Raw genomic sequence first — 23054 nt, forward strand, 5'->3', positions numbered from 1 at the left:
GATGAGTGCCTTCTATCGCGCGCCGCTGCGCGACATGCGTTTCGTGATCGACGAATGGCTCGACGCGCCGGCGTTGTGGCGCCGCGTGCCCGAATGGGCGGACCTCGACGCGCCGACCGCGCAGCAGGTGCTCGACGAGGCTGCGCGCTTCGTAGCCGGGCGGCTCGCGCCGCTCAACGCGAGCGGCGACCTGCAGGGCTGCCGGTTCGACGGCGGCGGCGTGACGCTGCCGGACGGGTTTCGCGATGCGTATCGCGACTACGTCGATGCCGGCTGGCCGACGCTCGCGCTCGATCCGGACTGCGGCGGGCAGGGCCTGCCGCATCTGCTCGACGTCGCGCTGCAGGAGATGCTTGCGGCAGCCAACCACGCGTGGCTGATGTCGCCGGGCCTCACGCACGGCGCGGTCGCGTGCCTGCGCGCGCATGGCTCCGAGCGGCTCGCGCGCGACGTGCTGCCGAAGATCGCGAGCGGCGAATGGCTGACGACGATGTGCGTGACCGAGCCGCAGGCCGGCAGCGACCTCGGCCTGCTGCGCACGCAGGCGGTGCCCGATCCGGCCATCGACGGCTACCGGCTCAGCGGCAGCAAGCTGTTCATCACGGGCGGCGAGCATGACCTGACCGACAACATCGTGCATCTCGTGCTCGCGCGGCTGCCCGACGCACCGCCGGGCACGAAGGGCCTGTCGCTGTTCGTCGTGCCGAAGTGGCACGACGGTCCTGCCGGGCGCGTGCGCAACGGCGTGTGGTGCGACGGCATCGAGAAGAAGATGGGGCTGAAGGCGAGCCCCACGTGCACGATGCGCTTCGACGCGGCGGCCGGCTGGCTCGTCGGCGAACCGCATCGCGGGCTCGCGTCGATGTTCGTGATGATGAACGCGGCGCGGCTGCAGGTCGCGATGCAGGGCGTCGGGCATGCGGAAAGCGCGTCGCAGGCCGCTTCGGCGTATGCGCGCGAGCGCGAGCAGGGGCGCGCGGCCGGTGGCGCGCACGCGGACGGCGCGGCGGCGCCGATTGCGCTGCACCCCGCGATCCGGCGCAACCTGCTCGACGCGCGGGCGATCGTCGAGGCCGAGCGCGCGATCGGCTACTGGATCGGGCACGGGCTCGATGTCGCCGCGCACGATCCCGATGCGGCCGCGCGGCACGCGGCGTCGCGGCTCGTGTCGCTGCTGACGCCGGTCGCGAAGGCGTTCTTCACCGCGAACGGCTTTGCGGCCGCGTCGAACGCGCTGCAAGTGTTCGGCGGCTACGGCTATATCCACGAATACGGGATCGAGCAGACGGTGCGCGATAGCCGCGTGTCGATGCTGTACGAAGGCACGAACGAGATCCAGGCAATCGACCTGCTGACGCGCAAGGTGCTCGCGGATCGGGGCGAGGGCCTGCGCGCGCTGCTCGATCACGTGCGTGCGGAGGCGGCGCATTGCGGCCGCAGCGCCGACGCGCGGACGGCATCGGCCGGCGCGCGGGTCGGCGCGCTATGCGCGGACCTCGAGCGCACGACGGCCGACGTGATGCGCGCGAGCGCCGACGATCCCGAATTGCCGTACCGCGTCGCCGACGACTATCTCGCGCTGGTCGGCTGGCTGCTGCTCGCGTTCGCGTGGGCGCGCACGCTGCGGATTGCCGCCGACGCGCCGCACGACGATCCGTTCTATGCGGACAAGCGTGAGCTCGGCGCGTATTTCTTCGACTATCCGCTCGCGGCGTTTGCGCATCGGCTCGCGCTTGTCGAAGCCGGGTGCCGGGCGCCGTTGCCGGCTGGATCGCATCACGCTATTGCGTGCTAGCGTCGCGATCGATACGTCCGGGCCGCTTCTGTATCGCTGCCGGTCCATTCAGAATTCGCTGAGCCGGAGCCATTCGGGCATCCTGCGGATTCAGGTGCAGGTCGACGTTCCTGGCGGCGTGCATCAAGCCGGGTTGCCTCGGAATACGCGACGGCCGGTGCATGAATCCGCAGTGCATCCCGGCCCGAACGCGTCCTAACGCATCCGGAACAGGCTTGCCGCGTCCTCGCAAGACAGGCGGACTACCGGGCGTGCGCAGCGCTGCCTCAAGCGGCGGCGCTGCGTGCAGCTTCTCGTTCAGATATCGAGCACCAGCACCGGCGTGACCGCGCGCGAACAGCACGGCAGGATCTGGTCATTGGCCGCGCGTTCGTCGTCGGTCAGGTACACGTCGCGATGATCGGGCGTGCCGGACAGCACGCGCGTGAGGCAGGTGCCGCACACGCCCTGTTCGCACGACACGGGCACCTCGATTCCGCTGCTGCGCAGCGCCTCGACGATCGACGTGCCGGCCGGCACATCGACCACGCATCCCGACTGCGCGAGCGACACCTGGAACGCGCGATCGCCGTCATTGGGCGCCGGGTCTGACGCGCCTGAGCCGGCCGCACCTTTGCCGGCCGCGCCTACGCCGGTCGCACCGAAGTACTCTCGATGCACGTTCGCCGCGCTCCATCCGGCCTGCGCGGCCGCCGCGAGCGCGGCGTCGATGAACCCGCCGGGACCGCACACGTACAGGTGCGTGCGTGGCGCCGGGTTCGCAAGCACCTGCGCGAAATCGATGCGCCGGCCGGCCGGATCGTCGTCGAACCAGAGCCGCGTGCGGGCCTCAAGCGCCGGTGTGTCGAGCCGGTCGAGAAATGCGGCGCGCGCCCGCTCGCGCGCGCAGTAATGCAGTTCGAACGACTGGCCGGTCTCGACCAGGTAAGCGGCCATGCTGAGCAACGGCGTGATGCCGATGCCGCCGGCCAGCAGCACGCTGTGCGCGGCACCCGGGTCGAGCGGGAAATGATTGCGCGGCGCGCTGACGTCGAGCGTTGCGCCCGGCTCGCACGCGTGCATCGCGCGCGAGCCGCCGCGCGACGCGGGCTCGCGCAGCACGCCGATCCGGTAGACGCCCGCTTCGGACGGGCTGTTGCACAGCGAGTACTGGCGGACGAAGCCGCCGACATGGACGTCGATGTGTGCGCCGGCCGTGAACGGCGGCAGCGCGGCGCCGTCGGCCGACACCAGTTCGAACTCGCAGATGTCGGTCGCGGCGGGAAGCTTGCGGGTGAGTGTGACTTTCATGGGAAAGATGGAGTGAGCGCACCGCACCGCCGCAGCGCGACGGCGCGGCACGCGGTCAGCACGACAGCGCGGCGGCGCGCTCCTGGTCGATCAGCCGGTCGAGCACGCGCCGCGACTGCACGCCGCCCGCGTCGATGTTGAGCTTGAGGAGCGGCCGGTCGGGCCAGGTCAGCAGGTTGCGCTGCTGCGCTTCGAGCATGTCGAGATCCTCGGCGAAGATCCTGCCTTGCCCGGCGCGGATGGTTTCCGTCAGCGCTCGGTCGTCGACCGCGAAGCTGCGCGCCATCCCCCAGAAGTACCAGATCGACGTCTCCGTCTCCGGCGTGATGAAGTCGACGACGATGCTCGATACCTTGTCGCGTGGATCCGCGTGGTAACCGCCTTTGCCCGCATGCGCGACGCCGACCTCGATCATCACGTGGCTCGGCGGCGTGAAGTGGCAGATCTGCCAGCGGTCGCAGCGCACGTCGTCGGCGAGGCCATTGCCGCGCAGCGCGGCCGCCCAGAACGGCGGCGGCACGATGCCTTCCATGAAGCGGCTGGTCGTGACCGTGTCGCCGTTCACCTTCGTCGCGGGCGGCGCCTCCTCGATTTCCGGCTGCCCGATGCTCGACGCATGCACGTAGGTTTCGTGCGTGAGGTCCATCAGGTTGTCGATCATCAACCGGTAGTCGCAGCCGATGTGATACAGGCCGCCGCCGTAGGCCCAGCCCGGATCGTCGGCCCAGTCGAGCCGGTGGATCGCCGCCGGGTCGGCGCGTTCCGGATCGCCGGGCCACACCCACACGAAGCCGTACCGCTCGACAGCCGGATAGGTGCGGATCGCGGGAATGCCGCCGACGCGCTGGCACGGCATGCTCGCGCATTTGCCGTTCGCGCCCATCGTCAGCCCGTGATAGCCGCATACGAGCAGGCCGTCGCGGACGGTGCCTAGCGACAGCGGCGCGCCGCGATGCGGGCAGAAATCCTCGAGCGCGGCGACCTTGCCGTCCGCATCGCGAAAGAACACCATGCGCTCGCCGCAAATCTGCCGGCCGAGCGGCTTGCCCGCGAATTCGTCGGGCGTGCACGCGACATACCACGCGTTTTTCAGGAACATGCGTCTCCTCCAGGGCGTGCTCGCACGCCGTGTTTGTGGGTCGGAAAGGCGGCGCCGAACGGGCCGGGCGCCGCGCATGAACAGGCCGGGCGCCGGGTCAGCCGGCGTCGCGGCGGATCAGGTTGCCGCCTGCGAGCTTCGTGATCGCGCGCTGGTTGTCGAGCACGCGCGTCAGGTTGCCGTGGGCGATCTGCGCGTGCTCGCGCATCAGCGCTTCCGCACGCGCGCCCTGGCGCCGCTCGATTGCGTCGAGCACCGCGCGATGTTGCGCCTGGGCGACGACGAGCGTTTCGCGCGCGCGCGGATCGAGCGACTGCACGACCACGAACGCGCTGGCGGACGCGAACGGCAGCGTCGCGACCTTGTCGATCTGCCGCGCGACGACGTCGCTGCCTGCCGCGCCCGCGAGCAGCCGGTGAAAGCGCGCGTTCGCATCGACGTAGCGGGAGAACGTGTCGTCGGTCAGCGGGCCGGCGAGCAGCGCGTCGATTTCATCGGCGCATGCGTGCAGGTCGCGCAGCGTCGGCGGCGGTACGCCGCGCTCGGCCGCGAGCCGCGCGGCGAGCCCTTCGAGCGCGCCGCGCAATTCGATCGCGTCGCCGATCTCGCGCGCGGAAAACGCGCGCACCGCGAAGCCGCCGGTCGGGATCGGTTCGATCAGTCCTTCTTCCTGCAGCCGGATCAGCGCTGCGCGAACCGGTGTGCGTGATACGCCGAGCCGCTCGACGACCCACAGCTCGGAGATCCGCTCGCCGGGGCCCAGCTCGCCGCCGACGATGAGTTCGCGCAGGCCGAGCAGCGTGCGGACGGTCTGCGACCGGGACGCGGCGGCGTGCGTGTCAGGTGATGGTGCGTCGATGTGGGCCATGAGATGTCGGGTGAGCTCTCGTGCCGCGTGCGCGGTGCGATCGTTAATATCAGGGTACCTGAGTTTTATTGTATACATCGATGCGCAAGGATCAAGAGAAATTGCCGGAATTGCCGGGTAAACGACTACTGTTGCCGGATCTGGAAGGCTTGGTTGTATACAGTTCGCCTGCGGTCACGAAGCCCGCCGCGCGTGAGGTAAGATGGCCCGCGACATTCATTCCGACACCTTCATGAGTTCGACACCCGTCAAGCCGGCCGGCGCGAAACGCGCGGCCCGCGCCACCGAAGACAAGCCCCGCACGCGCCCTCAGCAGCGGCTGACCTACCTGATCGGCAATCTCGAGCGGCTGCTGCGCCGCCAGATGAGCGATGCGCTCGTGCCGCTCGGCGTGACGCTTGCGCAGTACACGGCGCTGTCGGTGCTCGAGGCGCGCGGCGCGCAGTCCAATGCGCAGCTTGCGGTGCGGTCGTTCATCACGCCGCAGTCGGCGAACGAGGTGATGGTCGCGATGGCGGGCCGCGGCTTCGTCACGCGCGAAGCCGATCCGAATCACGGCCGCGTGATCCTGCTGCGGCTGACCGACGAAGGCTCGGCGCTCCTGCGCGAATGCGAACGCGTGCTGCGGCCGCTCGAACGCCGGATGCTCGGCGACGGCCTGACGGCCGACGACGTCGCGCAGGTCCAGCGCACGCTGGAGCTGTTCGTGCGCAACCTGCGCGACTGACTCGCGCCTTTCTCTCCGCTACTGCCTGACCCGGTTGCGCCGGTTCCCGTGTCCGTTGCGGGTTAACACCGGCGCTCGTCGCACTTGAAATATCAGGTTACCTGTTATTAAATCGTCCCGTCCTTCGATGGAATGATGGTCCACGCGGCCAGCGAGCCACGCGGACTTTATTTCGGACATTGAATCAGGTTTCCTGATAAGTTGATGTGTGATCCGATCATGAAAAATACAGCGCACATGCGTGTCGGCATGCCGCGCGGGTTAGGAGACGAAATGGACACCTACGTTGCCGAGAGGCCGGCCGTCGCGACGACGCTCGGCTTGTGTTTCGCGATCGCGCTGCTCGAGGGGCTCGACCTGCAGTCGGTCGGCGTTGCCGCGCCGCGCATGGCCCATGAATTCGGGCTGACCGTATCGCAGATGGGGCTCGCGTTCAGCGCGGGCACGTTCGGCCTGCTGCCGGGCGCGATGCTCGGCGGCTGGCTCGCCGATCGGATCGGCCGCAAGCGCGTGCTGATCGCGTCGGTCTGCCTGTTCGGGCTGCTGTCGATCGCCACCGCACAGGTGTCGAGCTTCGCGATGCTGGTCGTCGTGCGCGCGCTGACCGGCCTCGGTCTCGGCGGTGCGATGCCGAACCTGATCGCGCTGTCTTCCGAAGCCGTCGACGCGCGCTCGCGCAGCAGCGCGGTGGCCGTGATGTACTGCGGTATTCCGTTCGGCGGCATGATCGCGTCGCTGATCGGCGTGCTGCTTGCCGGCGACACCGAATGGCGGCACATCTTCTACGTCGGCGGCGTCGGGCCGCTGCTGCTCGCTCCGCTGTTGCTCGCGCTGCTGCCGGAATCGCGTGCGTTCCTCGACGTCAGCGCGTCGGGTTCCGCGCGTCCAGGTGTCGCGCACACGTTGTTCGGCGGGGCGCGCACGGGCACCACGCTCGCGCTCTGGCTCAGCTATTTCTGCACGCTGATCGTGCTGTATTTCCTGCTGAACTGGCTGCCGTCGCTGATGGCGGCGAAGGGGCTCGCGCGCAGCCAGGCCGGGATCGTGCAGATCTTCTTCAACATCGGCAGCGGCCTCGGCGTACTCGGCATCGGCACGTCGATGGACCGGATGCGGCCGTCGCGGGTCGTCGTCGGGATGTATGCGGGGATCGTGCTGTCGCTTGCTGCGCTGGCGGTCGCGCCGGGGCTCGTCTGGCTGTCCGTCGCGGCATTCGCGGCCGGGATGTTCGTCGTCGGCGGCCAGTCGGTGCTGTATGCGCTCGCCGCGATGTATTACCCGACCGCGATGCGCGGTACCGGCGTCGGCTCTGCGGTCGCCGTTGGCCGGCTCGGCTCCGTGGTCGGCCCGCTAGCGGCCGCGACGCTGCTGGCTGCCGGGCGCAGCGCGCCGGTGGTGATCGGCGCGAGCATCCCCGTCACGCTCGTCGCGGCCGTCGCGGCGCTGGTGCTGATCCGGCGGCCGCAGGCACACGACTGAGTTTCTTTGCTTTCAACCACGAGCGCCGGCAGAGCGCGATATCGACACAGGTCTGGAGACACTTACCATGAAGTACACCAAAGCATTGCTGGCGGCCGGTGCATGTACGCTGGCCGCGACCGGCGCGCACGCGCAGTCCAGCGTGACGCTGTACGGCATCATCGACACCGGCGTTGAATTCGTGTCGCACGCGAACGCCGCCGGCGACCACGTGGTGCGGATGCCCGGCGTGACGGGCGAGATGCCGTCGCGCTGGGGGCTGCGCGGCGCGGAGGACCTCGGCGGCGGCTACCAGGCTGTGTTCACGCTCGAAAGCGGCTTCAACGTGCGCGGCGGCGATCTCGGCCAGGGCGGGCGGCTGTTCGGCCGGCAGGCGTTCGTCGGGCTGAAGGGCGGCTTCGGCACGCTCGCGTTCGGCCGCCAGTACACGATGACCTACCTCGCCCTGCAGGGCGCGGACATCATCGGCCCGGATATCTACGGGCTCGGTTCGTTCGATGCGTACGTGCCGAACGGTCGCGCCGACAACGCGGTGACCTACATCGGCACGTATCGCGGCGTGACGCTCGGCGCCGCCTATTCGTTCGGCCGCGACAGTGCGGGCACCGGCAATTCGCCGGGACAGGGCACGTGCGCGGGGCAGGTGCCGGGCCACGCGGTCGAATGCCGCAACTGGTCGGCGATGCTCAAGTACGACAGCGCGTATTTCGGCGCGGCCGCGTCGTACGAGGAGCAGCGCGGCGGCACGGGCGCGGCCGCGAATTTCTTCGACGGCATTGCGCCGGTCGCGTTCACGAGCAGCGCGGGCAAGGACGCGCGCGTGCATGTGAGCGCGTATGCGCAGGCGGCGGGCGCGCGGCTCGGCGCGGGATGGATCGGGCGGCGCGTGTCGACCGGTTCGCCGGCCGCGGCCGGCGCGCATTCGGATCTGTTCTTCGTCGGCGCGTCGTACTCGGTCAAGCCGGATTTCATCGTCGACGGCGAAGGCTACCGGATCGTCAACAGCGCGCACGACACGCGCGCGACGATGGCGACGCTGCGCGCGACCTACCTGCTGTCGAAGCGCACGTCGGTCTACGCGCAGAGTTCGTATCTGTGGAACAGCGCACACGCGCGCTACGCGGTCAGCGGCGGCGGTGCCGGCACGACGCCCGGCGAAGGAATGGGGCAGCTCGGCGCGATGGTCGGCGTCAAGCACATGTTCTGATCCGGCAGCCTGACGAACGGGAGACATCGTGAACAGAAAATCCGTATTCCTCTGCATTGCGCCGCTGTCAGCGGCAATGCTCGCCGGCTGCGGCGGCGACGATTCGGTCAGCTCGGCGCCGACGCACCTGAGCGCCGCGATGCCGGCCGCGATGACGCAGACCTGCGACACACTCGCCGCGAAGCTTGCGTATGCGAACACGTCGTTTACATCGGTGAAGACCGCGGCCGCCGGCGCGCTGACGGTGGCCGGCAAGCCGATCGCCGAGCACTGCGTGATCGCAGGGAAGATGAACGAGCGCGTGAGCGCGGTGGACGGCAACACCTACGCGATCGGCTTCGAGATGCGCTTGCCGAAGGCGTGGAACGGCCGCTTCTTCTACCAGGCGAACGGCGGCTTCGACGGCAACGTCGTGACGGCGACCGGCGAGATCGGCGGCGGCGGGCCGCTAACCGATGCGCTGAACCAGGGCTTCGCGGTGATCAGCTCGGATTCGGGGCACAGTGCCGCGCAGAACCCGCTGTTCGGCTTCGATCCGCAGGCGCGCCTCGATTACGGCTACGCGGCGGTCGACGCGCTAACGCCGATGGCGAAGCAGGTGATCCGGCTCGCCTATGGCAAGGCGCCCGATCGCAGCTATTTCGGCGGCTGCTCGAACGGCGGCCGGCACGCGATGGTCACGGCCGCGCGCAACGCAGCCGACTACGACGGCATCATCGCGGGCGATCCGGGCTTTCACTTGCCGAAGGCGGCGATCGGCGAAATGTACAGTGCGCAGCAGTTCGCGAAGATCGCGTCGGCGACGGGCTCGAACGGGCTGCCGGATATCCGCAGCGGGTTCACCGATGCGGAGCGTCAGTTCGTCGCCGCGAAGATCCTCGACAAATGCGATGCGCTCGACGGCGTGGCCGACGGGATGGTGCAGGACGTCGCCGCGTGCCAGGCACACTTCAGCGTCGATGCCGATATCCCGACCTGCGCGAACGGCACCCGCACCGGCACATGCCTGACGACCGCGCAGAAGACCGCGCTCGAAAACGTGTTCGCGGGTGCACGCAACAGCGCGGGCGCGGCGCTCTATGCGAGCTTTCCGTACGATCCCGGCATGGCCGGCCGCGACTGGGCCGGGTGGAAGCAGTCGGCGTCGGTTACGCTCGATCCGGCCGCGATGGCATTCGCGTTCACAACTCCGCCGAAAGGGGCGGCGACACTCGCGAACCTGCCCGGTTTCGCGCTCGGCTTCGACATGGACAACGACGCGCCGGCGATCTTCGCGACCAGCGGCATGTACACGCAATCCGCGTGGTCGTTCATGACGCCGCCCGACGAGACGAACCTGTCCGCGCTGAAGGCGCGCGGTGCGAAGCTGCTTGTCTATCACGGCACGGGCGACGCGGTGTTCTCGTTCAACGACACGCGCGACTGGTACGCGCGTGTAGCGCAGGCGAACGGCGGCGACGCGTCGGACTTCGCGCGCTTCTACCCGGTGCCCGGGATGAACCACTGTGCGGGCGGGCCGACGGCCGACCAGTTCGACATGCTGACGCCGCTCGTCGCGTGGGTCGAGCAGGGGCAGGCGCCCGCCGCGATCGTGGCCGCCGCGCGCGACGCGACGAACGCGGTGCCGAATGCCGAGGTGCCCGCGTCGTGGGGGGCGGGCCGCACACGCCCGCTGTGTCCGTATCCGCAGGTCGCGCGCTACAACGGGTCGGGCGACGTGAATTCGGCAGCGAGTTTCAGTTGCCGCTGACGTAGCCGTCGATGGGAAACGGCCGGCGCATGCGGTCACGCGCCGGCTGTTTCTTTGCCGCACTCATGCACCGGGTTCGACCGGCACCCCCAGCCCGACATTCACCCGGCTCATGCTCACCAGTGTCTTGAACCGCTTCACGTTGTTGGTCGCGAAGAACAACTGCCGCGTGAGCGCGTTGTACTGATCCATGTCCCGCACCGTCAGGATCAGCACGAAGTCCCATTCCCCCGTCACGTAATAGCACTGCTGCACCTGCGGACACTGTTCGAAGATCCGCGTCACACCTCGGCCGACTGCCGCTCGTCCGGCGCACTCGTGCCGCGCGTGCGCTCGAGAATGGCGAGCACTTCACGCGCGGTGTTTTCCGAATGGGCGCGCAGGATCTGCGGCAATTCCGCATGCGCGGGATCGGCGAGCGCCTGCATGATCGCGTCGTGCTCGCCGAGCGACTCGGCCCAGCGCAGCGTGTCCGTGTTCGCTGCGCCGCGCGCGCGATGGACCTTCGACATCAGCGACGCATAGATGCCCGACAGCACCGGATTGCCGGCCGCATCGACGATCATCTGGTGGATCTGCTGGTTCAGCCGGAAATACTCGACGCGCTTGCCGGCCTCGTGGCATTCGATCATGCGCCGATGCTTCGCCTGCAGCGCGGCGAGCGCCGCCGCGCCGATCCGACGCTGCAGCAATTCGCCCGCCATCGCCTCGAGACCATGCAGCAGCTCGAAGGTTGCGGCGAGATCGTCGAGATCGATCGGCGCGACGCGATAGCCGATGTACTGGCGGTGCGTGACCGCGCCTTCGGCGACGAGCACCTTCAGCGCCTCGCGCAGCGGTGTCTTCGACACATCGAACGCGAGGCTCAGTTCCTTTTCGTCGATCCGCGCGCCGGGCGGCAGCTCGCCCTCGTCGATCATCACGCGCAGGCGCGCGGCGATCTCCGCGGCCATGCCGCGGGTGCGCAGGAGTAGGGGATTCCGGGGAGGCTGGCTCATGATGGGTGCAAGCTTATCACGATACTGGGGCTTACCCTGCACAGCGACATAGAAAACACAAATTCAATAAAACCAAGCGTTTACACCATGTGTAATTATAAATTTCTAATCCTATACTCGGTTCAACGTTGCGCGACGTCCTGACCATCCTCGTTCATCAGTGGAGTCCGTCCATGTCTTCAACCTCCGGTGTTGCGACCCTGGCGGTCGGCAAATCCGCCGTCCGCTGGAAGATATTCGTCGTCATGCTGAGTCTCATTGCGATCAACTACGTCGATCGCGCGTCGTTGTCGGTCGCAATGCCGTTCATTTCGAAGGAATTCGACATCGGTCCGGCGATGGAGGGCCTGATCCTCAGCTCGTTCTTCTGGACCTATGCGGTGATGCAGATCCCCGGCGGGATGCTGGCCGACCGCTTCAAGCCGCGCATCGTGATCGCGACGGCGACCGTGTTCTGGGGCTTCTTCCAGGCGCTCGCCGCGCTGTGCACGAGCGCGCCGGGCCTGTTGCTCACGCGGCTCGGCCTCGGCGCGTCGGAAGCGCCGATCTATCCGGCCGGCGGCAAGCTCAACGCGATCTGGATGACGCAGACCGAACGCGGCCGCGGCGCAACGCTGCTCGACGGCGGCGCGCCGCTCGGGGCCGCGCTGGGCGCGGTGCTGATCGCCGGCCTGATCGCGCTGCTCGGCTCGTGGCGGCTCGCGTTCGCGGTGGCCGGCATCGGCACCGTGCTGGCGGGCGTGCTCGCGTGGTCCTACATCCGCAACTCGCCGCGCGAGCATTCAGGCGTCAACGAGCAGGAAGCCGAATACATCGAGGCGTCGCATGCGCGCGATCTCGCGGCCGAGCCGCCGGGCGCGTCGGGCCGCTCGAGCGACTTCTTCAAGTACCGCTCGGTGTGGTGCATGTTCTTCGGCTGGATGTGCTTCAACAGCGTGTTCTACGGCCTGCTCACGTGGATGCCGAACTACCTGCACAAGGTGCACGGCTTCGACATCAAGGCGATGGGCGGCTCGAGCTTCATCATCTTCTTCAGCGGCTTCGTCGGCGAACTGCTCGGCGGCTGGATCGCCGACAAGTGGAAGGCCGCGGGCGGTCGTCCGAACGTCGTGATGCGCACGCTGTTCGGCATCGCCGCGGTGATCGCCACCGTGTCGATCTTCTCGGTCGCGTACGTGAAGGATGCGGCCGTCGTCGTCGCGCTGCTGTCGTCGACGCTGTTCTTCCTGCGCTGGTGCGGCCTGTACTGGTGCATCCCGTCGTCGCTCGGCACCCGCGACAAGATCGGCTTCCTCGGCGGCTTCATGAACCTCGGCGGCAACATCGGCGGCATCACCGTGCCGATCATCGTCGGCGCGATCGTGCAGTTCACCGGCTCCTATTTCCTCGCGCTGATGTTCTTCGCGGCTGCGGGCGTCGGCCTGCTGCTGTGCTCGAGCGCGATCGACTACGAAAACAAGCTTCCCGTCTGACGTCTGACCGACCCCTTTACCGCAAGAGAGACTACCCATGAAAAAGCGCACCCTTCTCGGCATGCTGACCCCGTCCTCGAACACGTCGCTCGAACCGCTGACGAGCGCGATGGTCGCCGGCCTGCCGGGCGTATCCGCGCACTTCGCGCGCTTCCCGGTCACCGAGATCTCGCTGTCCGACCAGGCGCTCGGCCAGTTCGACGACCACAAGATCATCGAGGCAGCGAAGCTGCTCGCCGACGCGAAGGTCGACGTGATCGCGTGGAACGGCACGTCGTCGGGCTGGCTCGGCTTCGAGGCCGACGAGCGGCTGTGCCGCCGGATCACCGAGGCGACCGGCATTCCGGCGACGACGTCGGTGCTCGCGCTGAACGAGATCCTGAAGAAGACGGACGCGCACGAGTTCGGCCTCGTCACGCCGTATCTCGACGACGTGCAGACGAAGATCGTCGACAACTATCGCCGCTCGGGGCTGAACTGCATCGCCGAGCGCCACCTGAACCTGAAGGTCAATTTCTCGTTCTCCGAAGTGACGGGCGACCAGATCGGCGGGATGGTGCGCGAAGTCGCGAAGGCCGGCCCACGCGCGATCTCGATCTTCTGCACGAACCTGAACGCCGCGCATCTGGTGCCGGCGCTCGAGGAGGAAACGGGCATTCCGATCTACGACACGATCTCGACCGTCGTGTGGAAGTCGCTGCAGCTCGCCGACTACGACACGCGGCAGGTGAAGGGCTGGGGGCGTCTCTTCAGCGACGTGGTCTGAGGCGCGCGCCATGTCGAACGACCTCGATTTCGTGATCCGTCACGCGGACGTCGTGACGGCGGCGGACCGGTTCTCGTGCGACATCGGCATCCGCGCGGGGCGCGTGGCCGTGCTCGGGCACGGGTTGCCGCGTGCGCCGCGCGAGCTCGACGCGGCGGGGATGCTCGTGATGCCGGGCGGCGTCGACGCGCACTGCCACCTCGACCAGCCGATGCCCGACGGGCTGCGGATGGCCGACGACTTCCTCTCCGGCACGCGCTCGGCCGTCTGCGGCGGCACGACGACCGTGATCCCGTTCGCCGCGCAGGCGAAGGGGCAGTCGCTGCAGGCGGCCGTCGACGATTACCATCGGCGTGCCGAAGGGCGCGCGGTGGTCGACTACGGCTTCCACCTGATCGTCGCCGATCCGACGCCGCAGGTGCTCGCGGACGAGCTGCCGCGGCTGATCGCGAATGGCTACACGTCGTTCAAGGTCTACATGACCTACGACGACCTGAAGCTGAACGACCGCCAGATGCTCGACGTGCTGAGCGTCGCGCGCGCGCACGGCGCGCTCGTGATGGTGCATGCGGAGAACTCGGACTGCATCGGCTGGCTCACCGAGCGGCTGCTCGGCGACGGCCACGTCGCGCCGCATTTCCATGCGCACGCGCGGCCGGCCGTGGTCGAGCGCGAAGCGACGCATCGCGCGATCGCGTTCGCGGAGCTCGTCGACGTGCCGATCCTGATCGTGCACGTGTCGGGTGCGGAGGCGATCGAGCAGATCCGCTGGGGGCAGTCGCGCGGGCTGCCGATCCTCGCGGAAACGTGCCCGCAGTACCTGTACCTGACCGCCGCCGATCTCGGCCACGGCGACTACGAAGGCGCGAAGTGCGTATGCAGCCCGCCGCCGCGCGATCCGGCGAACCAGCAGGCCGTGTGGAAGGCGCTGCAGCAGCGCGTGTTCTCGGTGTTCTCGTCCGATCACGCGCCGTTCAATTACGACGATCCGTGCGGCAAGCATCCGGGCGGGCACCGGGCCACGTTCGATCACATCCCGAACGGGATTCCGGGGCTCGAAACACGCCTGCCGCTGCTGTTCAACGGCGTGCGCGAAGGGCGGCTGTCGCTGCATCAGTTCGTCGAACTGACGTCGCTGCGGCCCGCGAAGCTGTATGGGCTGTATCCGCGGAAAGGGACGATCGCGGTCGGCGCCGATGCGGACATCGTCGTCTGGGATCCGGACAAGCGCGTGCGGATCGCGAATGCGTCGCTGCATCATGCGGTCGACTACACGCCTTATGAAGGGATCGAGGTGAGGGGGTGGCCGCGGCATTGCCTGTCGCGCGGCGAGCTGCTCGTCGAGGACGGGCGGCTGCTCGCGGCCGAACCGGGGCGCGGGCAGTTCCTGCCGGCAGGCAAGCCGTGCCTGGATTGATGCGCGGCGCCGCGCTGGGGCGTCACTCGGACTATCAGGAGCAAGGATGAGCGTTTCTCACGTTGTGCGGCGGATCGCGGCGGCGGCTGCCGTTGTCGCGGGTTCCGCCGGTTCTGCCGGCGCGGCGCACGCGGCCGGCGCCGCGCCGCAAGACCTGCCGACGGTCGTGCCCGAATCGGTCGGCGTCGATTCGGCGCCGCTCGTGCGGCTGTCGGAATGGCTGCGCCACGACCGGATGGACGTGCGCAGCCTCGTCGTCGTGAAGGACGGCAAGATCGTGTTCGAGCGCTACGGCGCCGGGCTGTCACGCGACAACAACTACGAGCTGTATTCGGTGACGAAGACGGTCACGGCGCTGCTCGTCGGGATCCTGGACGGCGAAGGCAAGCTCGGTCCGTCGACGAAGGTTGCGCCGCTGATCGCAGCGGCGCGGCCTGATCTCGCGAGCGACCTCGCGGACAAGCAGGACATTGCGCTGCGTCACCTGATGTCGATGTCGAGCGGGCTCAGCTACCAGACCCGCGAGGGGACGGATCCGCTGTACTACGGCGCGCCCGATCGCCTGCGCGTCGCCGTGTCGAGCCGCGCGGCGACGACGCCCGGCGCGCATTTCGACTACATCGACGTGAACCCCGTGCTGGTGGGCGCGGCCGTGTCGGCCGCCGCGCGCGCGCCCGAAGACGCGTTCGCGCGCGACACGCTGTTCGAGCCGCTCGGCATGTCGCATTACCGCTGGACCGGCGCCGACCAGACCGGCGCGGTAGCGGGCGGCTGGGGGCTGCGCCTGCGGGCCGTCGACATGGCGAAGATCGGCATGCTGCTGCTCGACAACGGGCGCTGGAAAGGCCGGCAGATCGTGCCCGAAGCATGGATCCGGCAGATGACGACGCCGTCGCCGGCCGCGGCCGATTACGGCTACTACTGCTGGATCCGGCACGTCGTCGAGCAAGGCCAGCCGGAATTCGGCGCGATGGGTTTCAAGGGGCAGTTCATCACGGTGCTGCCCGAGCAGCACGCGGTCGTCGTAATGACGAGCCTGTTGCCGACCGACGGCGGGCTGCGGGATGCGACCTATCTGAACCTGTATCGCCGCATGGTCAACGCGTACATCCTGCCCGCTCTGACGCCGGCGCAGCCGCCCGTCGAGCGCGCGGAGGCAACCCAGGCGCTGCGCGACGAGCTGGCGCGCAGCCGGCAGACGCAAGGGATTCCCGGCACCGCTGCCGCCTTCAACGACGCGCCCGGGATCTGATGAGAACCGCGACCATGACTACCCGATTGCTCGGCCGTCGCCGCGCGCGCGTTGCCGAATCGTCGGCACCGCGCCGATTGCTCGCGCGTCTCGTTCGTCGCGTTCGTCTCGCATCGCTGATGATCGGCGGAAGTGCGCTTGCTCCCGCGCTATCGGCGGCTCAGCAGGCCGACGTGCGTCCGCCGCTTCACGAGACCGGCATCGAAGCCGCCGCGCCGGAAGACGTTGGCGTCGATTCGCGCGATCTCGTGCGGCTGTCTCAATGGATCCGCGAGCAGAAGCTCGACGTGTACAGCCTGCTCGTCGTGAAGGACGGCAAGCTGATCTTCGAGCGTTACGGCGCGAATGCGTCGCGCGACGCGACCTACGAGCTGTACTCGGTGACGAAGGCCGTGACGTCGCTCGTCGCGGGCATCCTGGTCGAGCGCGGCGCCGCGCATCTCGACGATCCGGTCGCGGCCACGCTCGCCGCGTGGCGTCCGGACCTCCGCGCCGATCTCGCGGACAAGCGCGGGATCGAGCTGAAGCACGTGCTGTCGATGTCGAGCGGATTGCATTACGACTTTCGGCCGAAGGACGATCCGATCTATTACACGGCGCCGGACCGCCTGAAGCTGGCCACGTCGGCCACCCCGAAGGCCGCGCCAGGCACCGTGTTCGAGTACACCGACGTGAACCCGATTCTCGCGTCGGCGATGCTGAGCGCCGCCGCCGGCGAGCCTGTCGAGCGGTTCGCGCGGACGCATCTGTTCGAACCGCTGGACATGAAGCGCGCGGCGTGGGAGCGCGCGGACCGTGCGGGCCTCGTGTCGGCCGGCTGGGGCCTGCGGCTGCGCGCGATCGACATGGCGAAGATCGGCATGCTTGTGCTGGACCATGGCCGCTGGCAAGGGCGCCAGGTCGTGCCGCAACGCTGGATCGAGCAGATGACGACGCCTGCGGTGTCGCCGTACTTCGGGTACTACTGGTGGGTGAACAACATCGTGCAGGATGAGCCGGAGTACGACGCGATGGGCTTCAAGGGGCAGTTCATCACGGTGCTGCCGAAGCGGAACACGGTGATCGTGATGACGAGCGTGTTGCCCGTCGACGGCGGGCTGCGCGATGCGGAGAACGTGAAGCTGTTCCGGCGGATGGTGAACGGCTATATCGTTCCCGCGCTCGACAACGGCGCGCGTGCTCAACCATCCGGCGAACGACGCGCGGACGTGCAGCGCGAATTGGCGTTGAGCGCGCGGACCGAAGGCGTTCCGGGTACGCAGGTCGACCCGACGGACGTGCCGAAGTGAGCGACGTAGTGACGACGAAGCAACGACGAAGCAACGACGAAGCGGCGACGAAGCGGCGCCGGGCGGACACGAAGGCCCGCACCTCGTCGCTTCGTCGTCACTTCTTTGCCGCGTCGGCAGCGTTCGATCCGCGCGACGCTTTTCCTCGGGCCTTACCGCATCGACATCAGGCCAGCTCCCCGAGACACGCATCGAACTGCGCGACCAGCCGGTCGACGTCGGCGTCGGTCGTGTCCGGACACACGAGCATCATGTTGTGGAATGGCGTGATCAGCACGCCGCGGTTCAGCAGGTACAGGTGCACGATGTGCTCGAGCTCGCTGTCGAGCTGCTGGCCGGCGATCGTGCCGTTGCGCGGCGGCGTCGGCGCGAACTGAAACTCGGTGCGCGCGCCGATGCGCGTCACGCACCACGGCAACCTGTGTTTCGCGATCGCCTGTTCGAGACCTGACGCGAGCCGCGCGGCCAGCGCGAACATGTGCGCATACGCGGCGTCGGTCATCACGTCGGCGAGCGTTGCGCGCATTGCATGCATCGCAAGCATGTTCGCGGTGAGCGTCGTGCCGATGCCCGAGTGTCCGGGCGGCGCATTCAGCTTCGCCTGCTTCGCGCGTTCCGCGAATTCCGCGCTGAAACCGTAGACCGCGCACGGCACGCCGCCGGCGATCGGCTTGCCGACCACCAGCACGTCGGGCTCGAGCCCGTGCGCGACTGCATAGCCGCCCGGGCCGCTGCTGATCGTGTGCGTCTCGTCGATCACGAGCAACGTGCCGTAGCGGCGCGTCAGCGCGCGCGCTTCGCGCCAGAAATCCGGATCGGGCAGCACCATCCCGATGTTCGTCATCGCGGGTTCCGCGAGCACGCACGCGACGTCGCCGTCCTTCAGCGCCGCTTCGAGCGCCGCGAGATCGTTGAATTCGACGACGCGCGTGTTCGCGAGCAGGTCATACGCCTGCCCGAGCAGGCTGTCGCGCTGCACGGGGCGGCCGTCGACGAGATCGACGAACACGTCGTCGACGGTGCCGTGATAGCAGCCGTTGAACACGACGATCGTGTTGCGGCCGGTGGCGGCGCGCGCCCAGCGGAGCACGAAGCGGTTCGCGTCGCTCGCGCTCAGCGCGAATTGCCAGTAGGGGAGCTTGAAGCGGCGCGCGAGTTCGCGCGACACCCACACTGCGTCCTCGCTCGGCAGCATCGTCGTGTAGCCGCGCGTCGCCTGTTCCGCGAGCGCGCGGGCGACGGGCTCGGGCGCATGGCCGAACATCGCGCCCGTGTCGCCGAGACAGAAATCGACGTAGCGATGGCCGTCGACGTCGGTGAAGGTCGCGCCGCGCGCTTCCTTCACGTACAGCGAGAACGGAGTCGACCAGTCCTGCATCCAGTGCAACGGGACGCCGAAGAGCAGATGCTCGGCCGCTTCCGCGGACAAGGCGCGGGATTTCGGCATCGCTTCGGTGAACGCGCGGCGCTCGCGGTCGAACAGCGCGCGGGCGCGGGTGAGGTCGACTCCGTGGCGGGAAGACAAGTGGGACTCCTGGGCTGTGAAGGTGACGGAAACGATAGCGCGAAGCGACGGCGCGTGAACAGAGGAGGATTTACCGAAGCGGGCGGGGCAGCCGGTGCGAATCGCGGCAGCGCATCGTCGGATCGCGGCGGGATTTCCCGCCCGATTGGGTCGTCGCGCAGCATCGTCTGGATGAATCGCGCCGAGTTTGCGTTGCCGACAAAGTTTTTGCGCATAAACATACGATAACTGATATTACGAGGAACGGTTGTTGTGTAAGTGTGCATTCACGTGTTTCGATAAAAATCCTTAAAAACAGGTTAAACGACAGGCGCATGATGAGCGGTCGTAGTGTCTAGATTGCGCGGCGTAGTACGACGACATATGAATAACGATCCGCCACCCGACGCATCGATCGCCCAATACACTGGAGGAGTGCCCATGGCCGCAACCAGCCGTCGTTCGTCTTCGTCTGCTCGATTTCCGTCGTCGAAGCGCGTTTCGCACCGCGCATTCACCGGCTGGACCGGCGCACTCGCCGGCGGCGCGGTGCTCGGCGGACCGCTCGCGGCCACTCGGGCCTTTGCCGGAGGCAACATGCCGAATGCGTCGGCGGTCGATCTGATCTGGGGCGAGCACGGTGCGGCGGCGCGCATCGCCGCGTCGCTCGCGCACGTGTCGCGGCTCGGGTTCCGCGTACGCGACTTCAACGTGACGAACTACGGCGCGCGCACCTGTGCGACAGTTCCGCAAACCTCGCCGTACACGAACATCGCGAAATCGCCGGCGAGCCCCGGCTCGGAACTGACGCCCGCGTCCGGCGCATTCGATTCGCGCCCGGCGTTTCTCGCGGCGATCGATGCGTGCCGCCGCGACGGCGGCGGGCGCGTGGTCGTGCCGGCGGGCAACTGGTATTGCGCGGGGCCGATCGTGCTACAGAGCAACGTCAACTTCCACCTGGGCGCGAACTGCACGATCTACTTCAGCCCGAACCCGGCCGACTACGCGAAGGATGGCCCCGTCGACTGCGGCGCGAACGGCCGCCTGTACTACAGCCGCTGGCAGGCGAACGATTGCCTGAACTACGGCGCGCCCGTCTACGCGCACAACGCGGTGAACATCGCGCTGACCGGCGAAGGCCCGACGTCGGTGCTGAACGGCCAGGCGATGACGCCGTTTTCCGGCAGCGCCGACGGCAGCGTCTGCTGGTGGACCTGCAAGGGATCGTCGGGCGCGTACGGCGCGAGCGCGTCGGTGCCGAGCCAGGCATTTCCGAACCCGAACAACGTCGACCTGCGGATCGTCGCACCGGCGATCTCCGACGCGCTCTACGCGCTGCTCACGTCGCCCGTCACGCCGTGGCAGCAGGACCAGAACTACCTGCCCGCGCTGTCCGAGGCCGGCGTGCCGGTCGAGCGGCGCATCTTCGGTGTCGGCCACTACCTGCGGCCGTGCATGGTCGAATTCATCGGCTGCACGGACGTTCTGATGGAGCACTACCAGACGCAGAACACGCCGTTCTGGCAGCACCATCCGGCCGCGTGCCGCAACGTCGTGATCCGTGGCGTGACGATGAACAGCATCGGCCCGAACAACGACGGCTTCGATCCGGACGCATGCGTCGACGTGCTGTGCGAGGACTGCACGTTCAACACCGGCGACGACTGCATCGCGATCAAGTCGGGCAAGGATCGCGACACCGGGTACGGCCCCGCAAAGCGGCACCTGATCCGCAACTGCACGATGAACAGCGGGCACGGCGGCATCACGCTCGGCAGCGAGATGGGCGGCGGCGTCGAGCAGATCTACGCGACGAACTTGCAGATGCTGAATGCGAACTGGCAGACCAACCCGCTCAACATCGCGATCCGCGTGAAGACCAACATGAACCGCGGCGGCTACGTGAAGGATTTCCACGTGAAAGGCGTGACGCTGCGGAACGGCGTGAACCTGAAGGGCGGCGGCTACGGTAGCGCGCGGCTCGCGGGCGGCCCGATCAACGCGAGCGTGCCGCTCGGCGTCGTGACCGCGTCGGCCGGCAATCCGTCGGCCGCGCAAGGCGGCATCGTCACGTTCGACTGCGACTATCAGCCGGCGAACGATGCGGTGCGCACGCGCCCGCCGGTCGTGCAGAACGTGACGATTGCGGACGTGAAGGCGAGCAACGTGACGCTGAACGGCGTGACCGCGTCGTGCTTCCAGGCGATCGTCGCGCAGGGGCCGGTCGCGTTCGACTACAACGGCACGCCGCCTGCGCCGGCGGTCCAGCCGATCTCGGGCGTGACGATCAGCCACTGCGACTTCGGCACGCCCGTGGCGTCAGATACGCCGACGGTGACGTCGCCGGGGCCGGTCTATGCGTTCAACGTGAGCGGGATGGTGCTGTCGAACGTCGTGATCGCCGGGCAGGCGATCAACACGACGATCACGGATCAGCGGGGATGAGGTGACTTGGCGGGATGCGTCCGTGTGCGTGTGGCGGTGCACGCGGACGCGTGGTGTGGTTGTCGATGAGCGATCGCGGCTGTCGATCGGTGCAGCTCGCAGTGACATCGCAGACGGGCTCAGGTCGGTTGGCGACGCATGAAGGTGCGCCCGCCGGCCCCCTTCACCGCATTACGCCAGCGTCTTGACCATGTGGTGTTCATCGTAGAAGCGGCCATCCACAAACAGCGAGCGCGGTTCCGTCCCGAACCGGACGAAGCCTTGCGACGCATACAGCCGTTCCGCCGTGCCGTTGACCTCGTTCACGCACAGCATCAGCTGGCGGCATTGCCACGCGTCTGCGGCATGTGCGGTCGCCCTGTCGAGCAACGACTGCGCGATGCCGCGCCCGCGATACGCGGGATCGACGAACACGCCCCAGATCGTCGCCTTGTGCGCGACCTTCGCGCGCGCATCGCGGCGCACGCCCGTGATGCCGACGAGCGTGTCGCCGTCGAAGGCGCCGAACACGGCCTGCGTGTGCGTGGGGCGCAGGCGTGCGGCCCATTCTTCGATCGGCAGGCTGGCGTCTTCGTCGCGTGTCGGCAGGAACGAGGTCGGCGACGTGTCGACCGCAAGGAGTCGCAGGGGCTGGTACAGCGCCGCGTCGGCGGCATCGAGCAGGCGGATCGTGATCATCGGGTGCTTTATCGTTGGTTTGGCGGGACGTCGGAATTTGCTGCGCGTGCTGCGCGGTACGGCATGTCGATGCTAATCGGAATCGGCCGCGCCTGCTGCCGCATTTGAAACCGCTGCGGGGTGACGACGCCGATGCAAGTGTCGCCCCGACCCTGCCGCACAGGCATCGGTTGAAGCCAGAGCCGCGACGCGTGGCGCAGCGCCGTCTGCAGTCCGGCACCTTCGAGCCGAAAGACGCGATGTGCTTCCCGGCGCCGGCAATGCAGGCTCGTCCCGGGCGCCGGCCAAGCGCCGCGGATCGCCGCCCGCGCGCGTCAGATCGTATCGCGCAGCCGCCGGACGTCGCCATCGACACAACACACGAGCACCTCCGCGTCGGTATCCCCGAGGCTCAGGTACACGTGCCCGACCGAGCTGTCGAAATACAGGCTGTCGCCGGTCGCGAGCCGGAACGCCTGGCCGTTCTCGAAGCGCAGCTCCAGCTCGCCGCTCAACACGAACACGAACTCCTCGCCGCTGTGCCGGATGAAGTCGGCAAAGTCGGACAGCCTGCGCGCATGAATGCGTCCGCGCACGGGCACCATCCGCTTGCCGGTCAGGTCGTTCGCGAGCATCCCGTACGCATAGTTCGGCGTGTCGTACACCATCTGCTGGCCAGCCGGCGTGAACGACGGCGTCATCGCGCCGGCGGGCGCCGGGCGGCCGAATATCGTGTCGAAGTCGAGCGCGAGCGCGTGCGTGAGGGCCGCGAACTTGTCGTAGGTGAGTGCGATGTCGCCGCGCTCGGCCTTCGAGATCGTCGACACCGCGATGCCGGAGCGCTCGGAAAGCTGCGCGAGCGTCAGGCCGCGCGACTTTCGCGCGTCGCGCAGCCGCGCGCCGACCGTCTGGTGGTCGAGCTGCGGCGGCGCGGCGTCGGAGGGCGGTGCAACGGGGGCGGTGGATTTGGGCATGCGAAAACTCGGCGCGATGCGCACGCGCGTGAATACGGGTTTTATCGTATACGAGAATGAAATTT

The 23054-nt window shown here is 68.1% G+C and carries 18 protein-coding genes and 1 pseudogene; 11 read left to right on the forward strand and 8 right to left on the reverse strand.

Annotated features, from left to right (window positions below; genetic code table 11):
- Nucleotide 1: 1 nt before the first annotated feature.
- Nucleotides 2–1795 carry an acyl-CoA dehydrogenase family protein gene (locus tag ACV22Z_RS29410; RefSeq protein ID WP_448079762.1) on the forward strand — a complete coding sequence of 598 codons (1794 nt, stop codon included), beginning with the start codon at nt 2–4 and terminating at the stop codon, nt 1793–1795.
- 297 nt (nt 1796–2092) lie between these two features.
- Here the strand turns inward: ACV22Z_RS29410 and ACV22Z_RS29415 are convergent, their stop codons facing one another.
- The 3 genes from ACV22Z_RS29415 to ACV22Z_RS29425 form a co-directional block, all read right to left on the reverse strand.
- A complete protein-coding gene (locus ACV22Z_RS29415) occupies nt 2093–3085 on the reverse strand; it encodes a PDR/VanB family oxidoreductase (RefSeq protein WP_448079763.1) in 993 nt (330 codons plus the stop codon).
- A 55-nt stretch (nt 3086–3140) separates the two neighbouring features.
- Nucleotides 3141–4184, reverse strand: a complete 1044-nt coding sequence (locus tag ACV22Z_RS29420) for an aromatic ring-hydroxylating dioxygenase subunit alpha (RefSeq protein ID WP_448079764.1) — start codon at nt 4182–4184, stop codon at nt 3141–3143.
- Nucleotides 4185–4281: 97 nt separating this feature from the next.
- Nucleotides 4282–5052, reverse strand: coding sequence for a GntR family transcriptional regulator (locus ACV22Z_RS29425; protein WP_448079765.1), 771 nt, complete (start codon nt 5050–5052; stop codon nt 4282–4284).
- 232 nt (nt 5053–5284) lie between these two features.
- Between ACV22Z_RS29425 and ACV22Z_RS29430 the strand changes: the two genes are divergently transcribed.
- From ACV22Z_RS29430 to ACV22Z_RS29445, 4 genes are all read left to right on the forward strand, one after another.
- On the forward strand, nt 5285–5779 hold the full coding sequence (locus ACV22Z_RS29430) for a MarR family winged helix-turn-helix transcriptional regulator (RefSeq protein ID WP_448079766.1): 495 nt from the start codon (nt 5285–5287) through the stop codon (nt 5777–5779).
- A 273-nt stretch (nt 5780–6052) separates the two neighbouring features.
- The gene (gene mhpT / locus ACV22Z_RS29435) at nt 6053–7258 is read left to right on the forward strand and encodes a 3-(3-hydroxy-phenyl)propionate transporter MhpT (protein WP_448079767.1); all 1206 of its coding nucleotides are present in this window, start codon (nt 6053–6055) and stop codon (nt 7256–7258) included.
- A gap of 67 nt (nt 7259–7325) precedes the next feature.
- Nucleotides 7326–8465: a porin gene (locus ACV22Z_RS29440; protein ID WP_448079768.1), complete on the forward strand. Its 1140-nt coding sequence runs from the start codon at nt 7326–7328 to the stop codon at nt 8463–8465.
- Between the two features lie 28 nt (nt 8466–8493).
- The gene (locus ACV22Z_RS29445; RefSeq protein WP_448079769.1) at nt 8494–10215 is read left to right on the forward strand and encodes a tannase/feruloyl esterase family alpha/beta hydrolase; all 1722 of its coding nucleotides are present in this window, start codon (nt 8494–8496) and stop codon (nt 10213–10215) included.
- Nucleotides 10216–10278: 63 nt separating this feature from the next.
- Here the strand turns inward: ACV22Z_RS29445 and ACV22Z_RS29450 are convergent.
- Nucleotides 10279–10494, reverse strand: a pseudogene (locus ACV22Z_RS29450) (Lrp/AsnC ligand binding domain-containing protein); the annotation flags it as partial.
- A 2-nt stretch (nt 10495–10496) separates the two neighbouring features.
- A complete protein-coding gene (locus ACV22Z_RS29455; RefSeq protein ID WP_448079770.1) occupies nt 10497–11213 on the reverse strand; it encodes a GntR family transcriptional regulator in 717 nt (238 codons plus the stop codon).
- A 173-nt stretch (nt 11214–11386) separates the two neighbouring features.
- Between ACV22Z_RS29455 and ACV22Z_RS29460 the strand changes: the two genes are divergently transcribed.
- The 5 genes from ACV22Z_RS29460 to ACV22Z_RS29480 are packed head-to-tail and all read left to right on the forward strand — an operon-like array spanning nt 11387 to nt 17409.
- Nucleotides 11387–12685, forward strand: a complete 1299-nt coding sequence (locus ACV22Z_RS29460; protein WP_448079771.1) for an MFS transporter — start codon at nt 11387–11389, stop codon at nt 12683–12685.
- 37 nt (nt 12686–12722) lie between these two features.
- Entirely contained in the window at nt 12723–13451 is a 729-nt protein-coding gene (locus ACV22Z_RS29465; RefSeq protein ID WP_448079772.1) for a maleate cis-trans isomerase family protein, read from the forward strand.
- A 10-nt stretch (nt 13452–13461) separates the two neighbouring features.
- Nucleotides 13462–14868, forward strand: coding sequence for a dihydropyrimidinase (hydA, locus tag ACV22Z_RS29470; RefSeq protein WP_448079773.1), 1407 nt, complete (start codon nt 13462–13464; stop codon nt 14866–14868).
- Between the two features lie 46 nt (nt 14869–14914).
- Nucleotides 14915–16120, forward strand: coding sequence for a serine hydrolase domain-containing protein (locus tag ACV22Z_RS29475; RefSeq protein WP_448079774.1), 1206 nt, complete (start codon nt 14915–14917; stop codon nt 16118–16120).
- Between the two features lie 14 nt (nt 16121–16134).
- A complete protein-coding gene (locus ACV22Z_RS29480) occupies nt 16135–17409 on the forward strand; it encodes a serine hydrolase domain-containing protein (RefSeq protein ID WP_448079775.1) in 1275 nt (424 codons plus the stop codon).
- A gap of 166 nt (nt 17410–17575) precedes the next feature.
- Here ACV22Z_RS29480 and ACV22Z_RS29485 read toward each other — a convergent pair whose 3' ends face one another.
- Entirely contained in the window at nt 17576–18934 is a 1359-nt protein-coding gene (locus tag ACV22Z_RS29485) for an aspartate aminotransferase family protein (RefSeq protein WP_448079776.1), read from the reverse strand.
- A 420-nt stretch (nt 18935–19354) separates the two neighbouring features.
- Between ACV22Z_RS29485 and ACV22Z_RS29490 the strand changes: the two genes are divergently transcribed.
- Nucleotides 19355–21358: a glycoside hydrolase family 28 protein gene (locus ACV22Z_RS29490; protein WP_448079777.1), complete on the forward strand. Its 2004-nt coding sequence runs from the start codon at nt 19355–19357 to the stop codon at nt 21356–21358.
- Nucleotides 21359–21529: 171 nt separating this feature from the next.
- Here ACV22Z_RS29490 and ACV22Z_RS29495 read toward each other — a convergent pair whose 3' ends face one another.
- Both ACV22Z_RS29495 and ACV22Z_RS29500 read right to left on the reverse strand, forming a co-directional pair.
- A complete protein-coding gene (locus ACV22Z_RS29495; RefSeq protein WP_448079778.1) occupies nt 21530–22036 on the reverse strand; it encodes an N-acetyltransferase family protein in 507 nt (168 codons plus the stop codon).
- Between the two features lie 314 nt (nt 22037–22350).
- The gene (locus tag ACV22Z_RS29500; protein WP_448079779.1) at nt 22351–22989 is read right to left on the reverse strand and encodes a helix-turn-helix domain-containing protein; all 639 of its coding nucleotides are present in this window, start codon (nt 22987–22989) and stop codon (nt 22351–22353) included.
- Nucleotides 22990–23054 lie beyond the last annotated feature (65 nt).

It is taken from the genome of Burkholderia sp. PU8-34 (assembly GCF_053427725.1).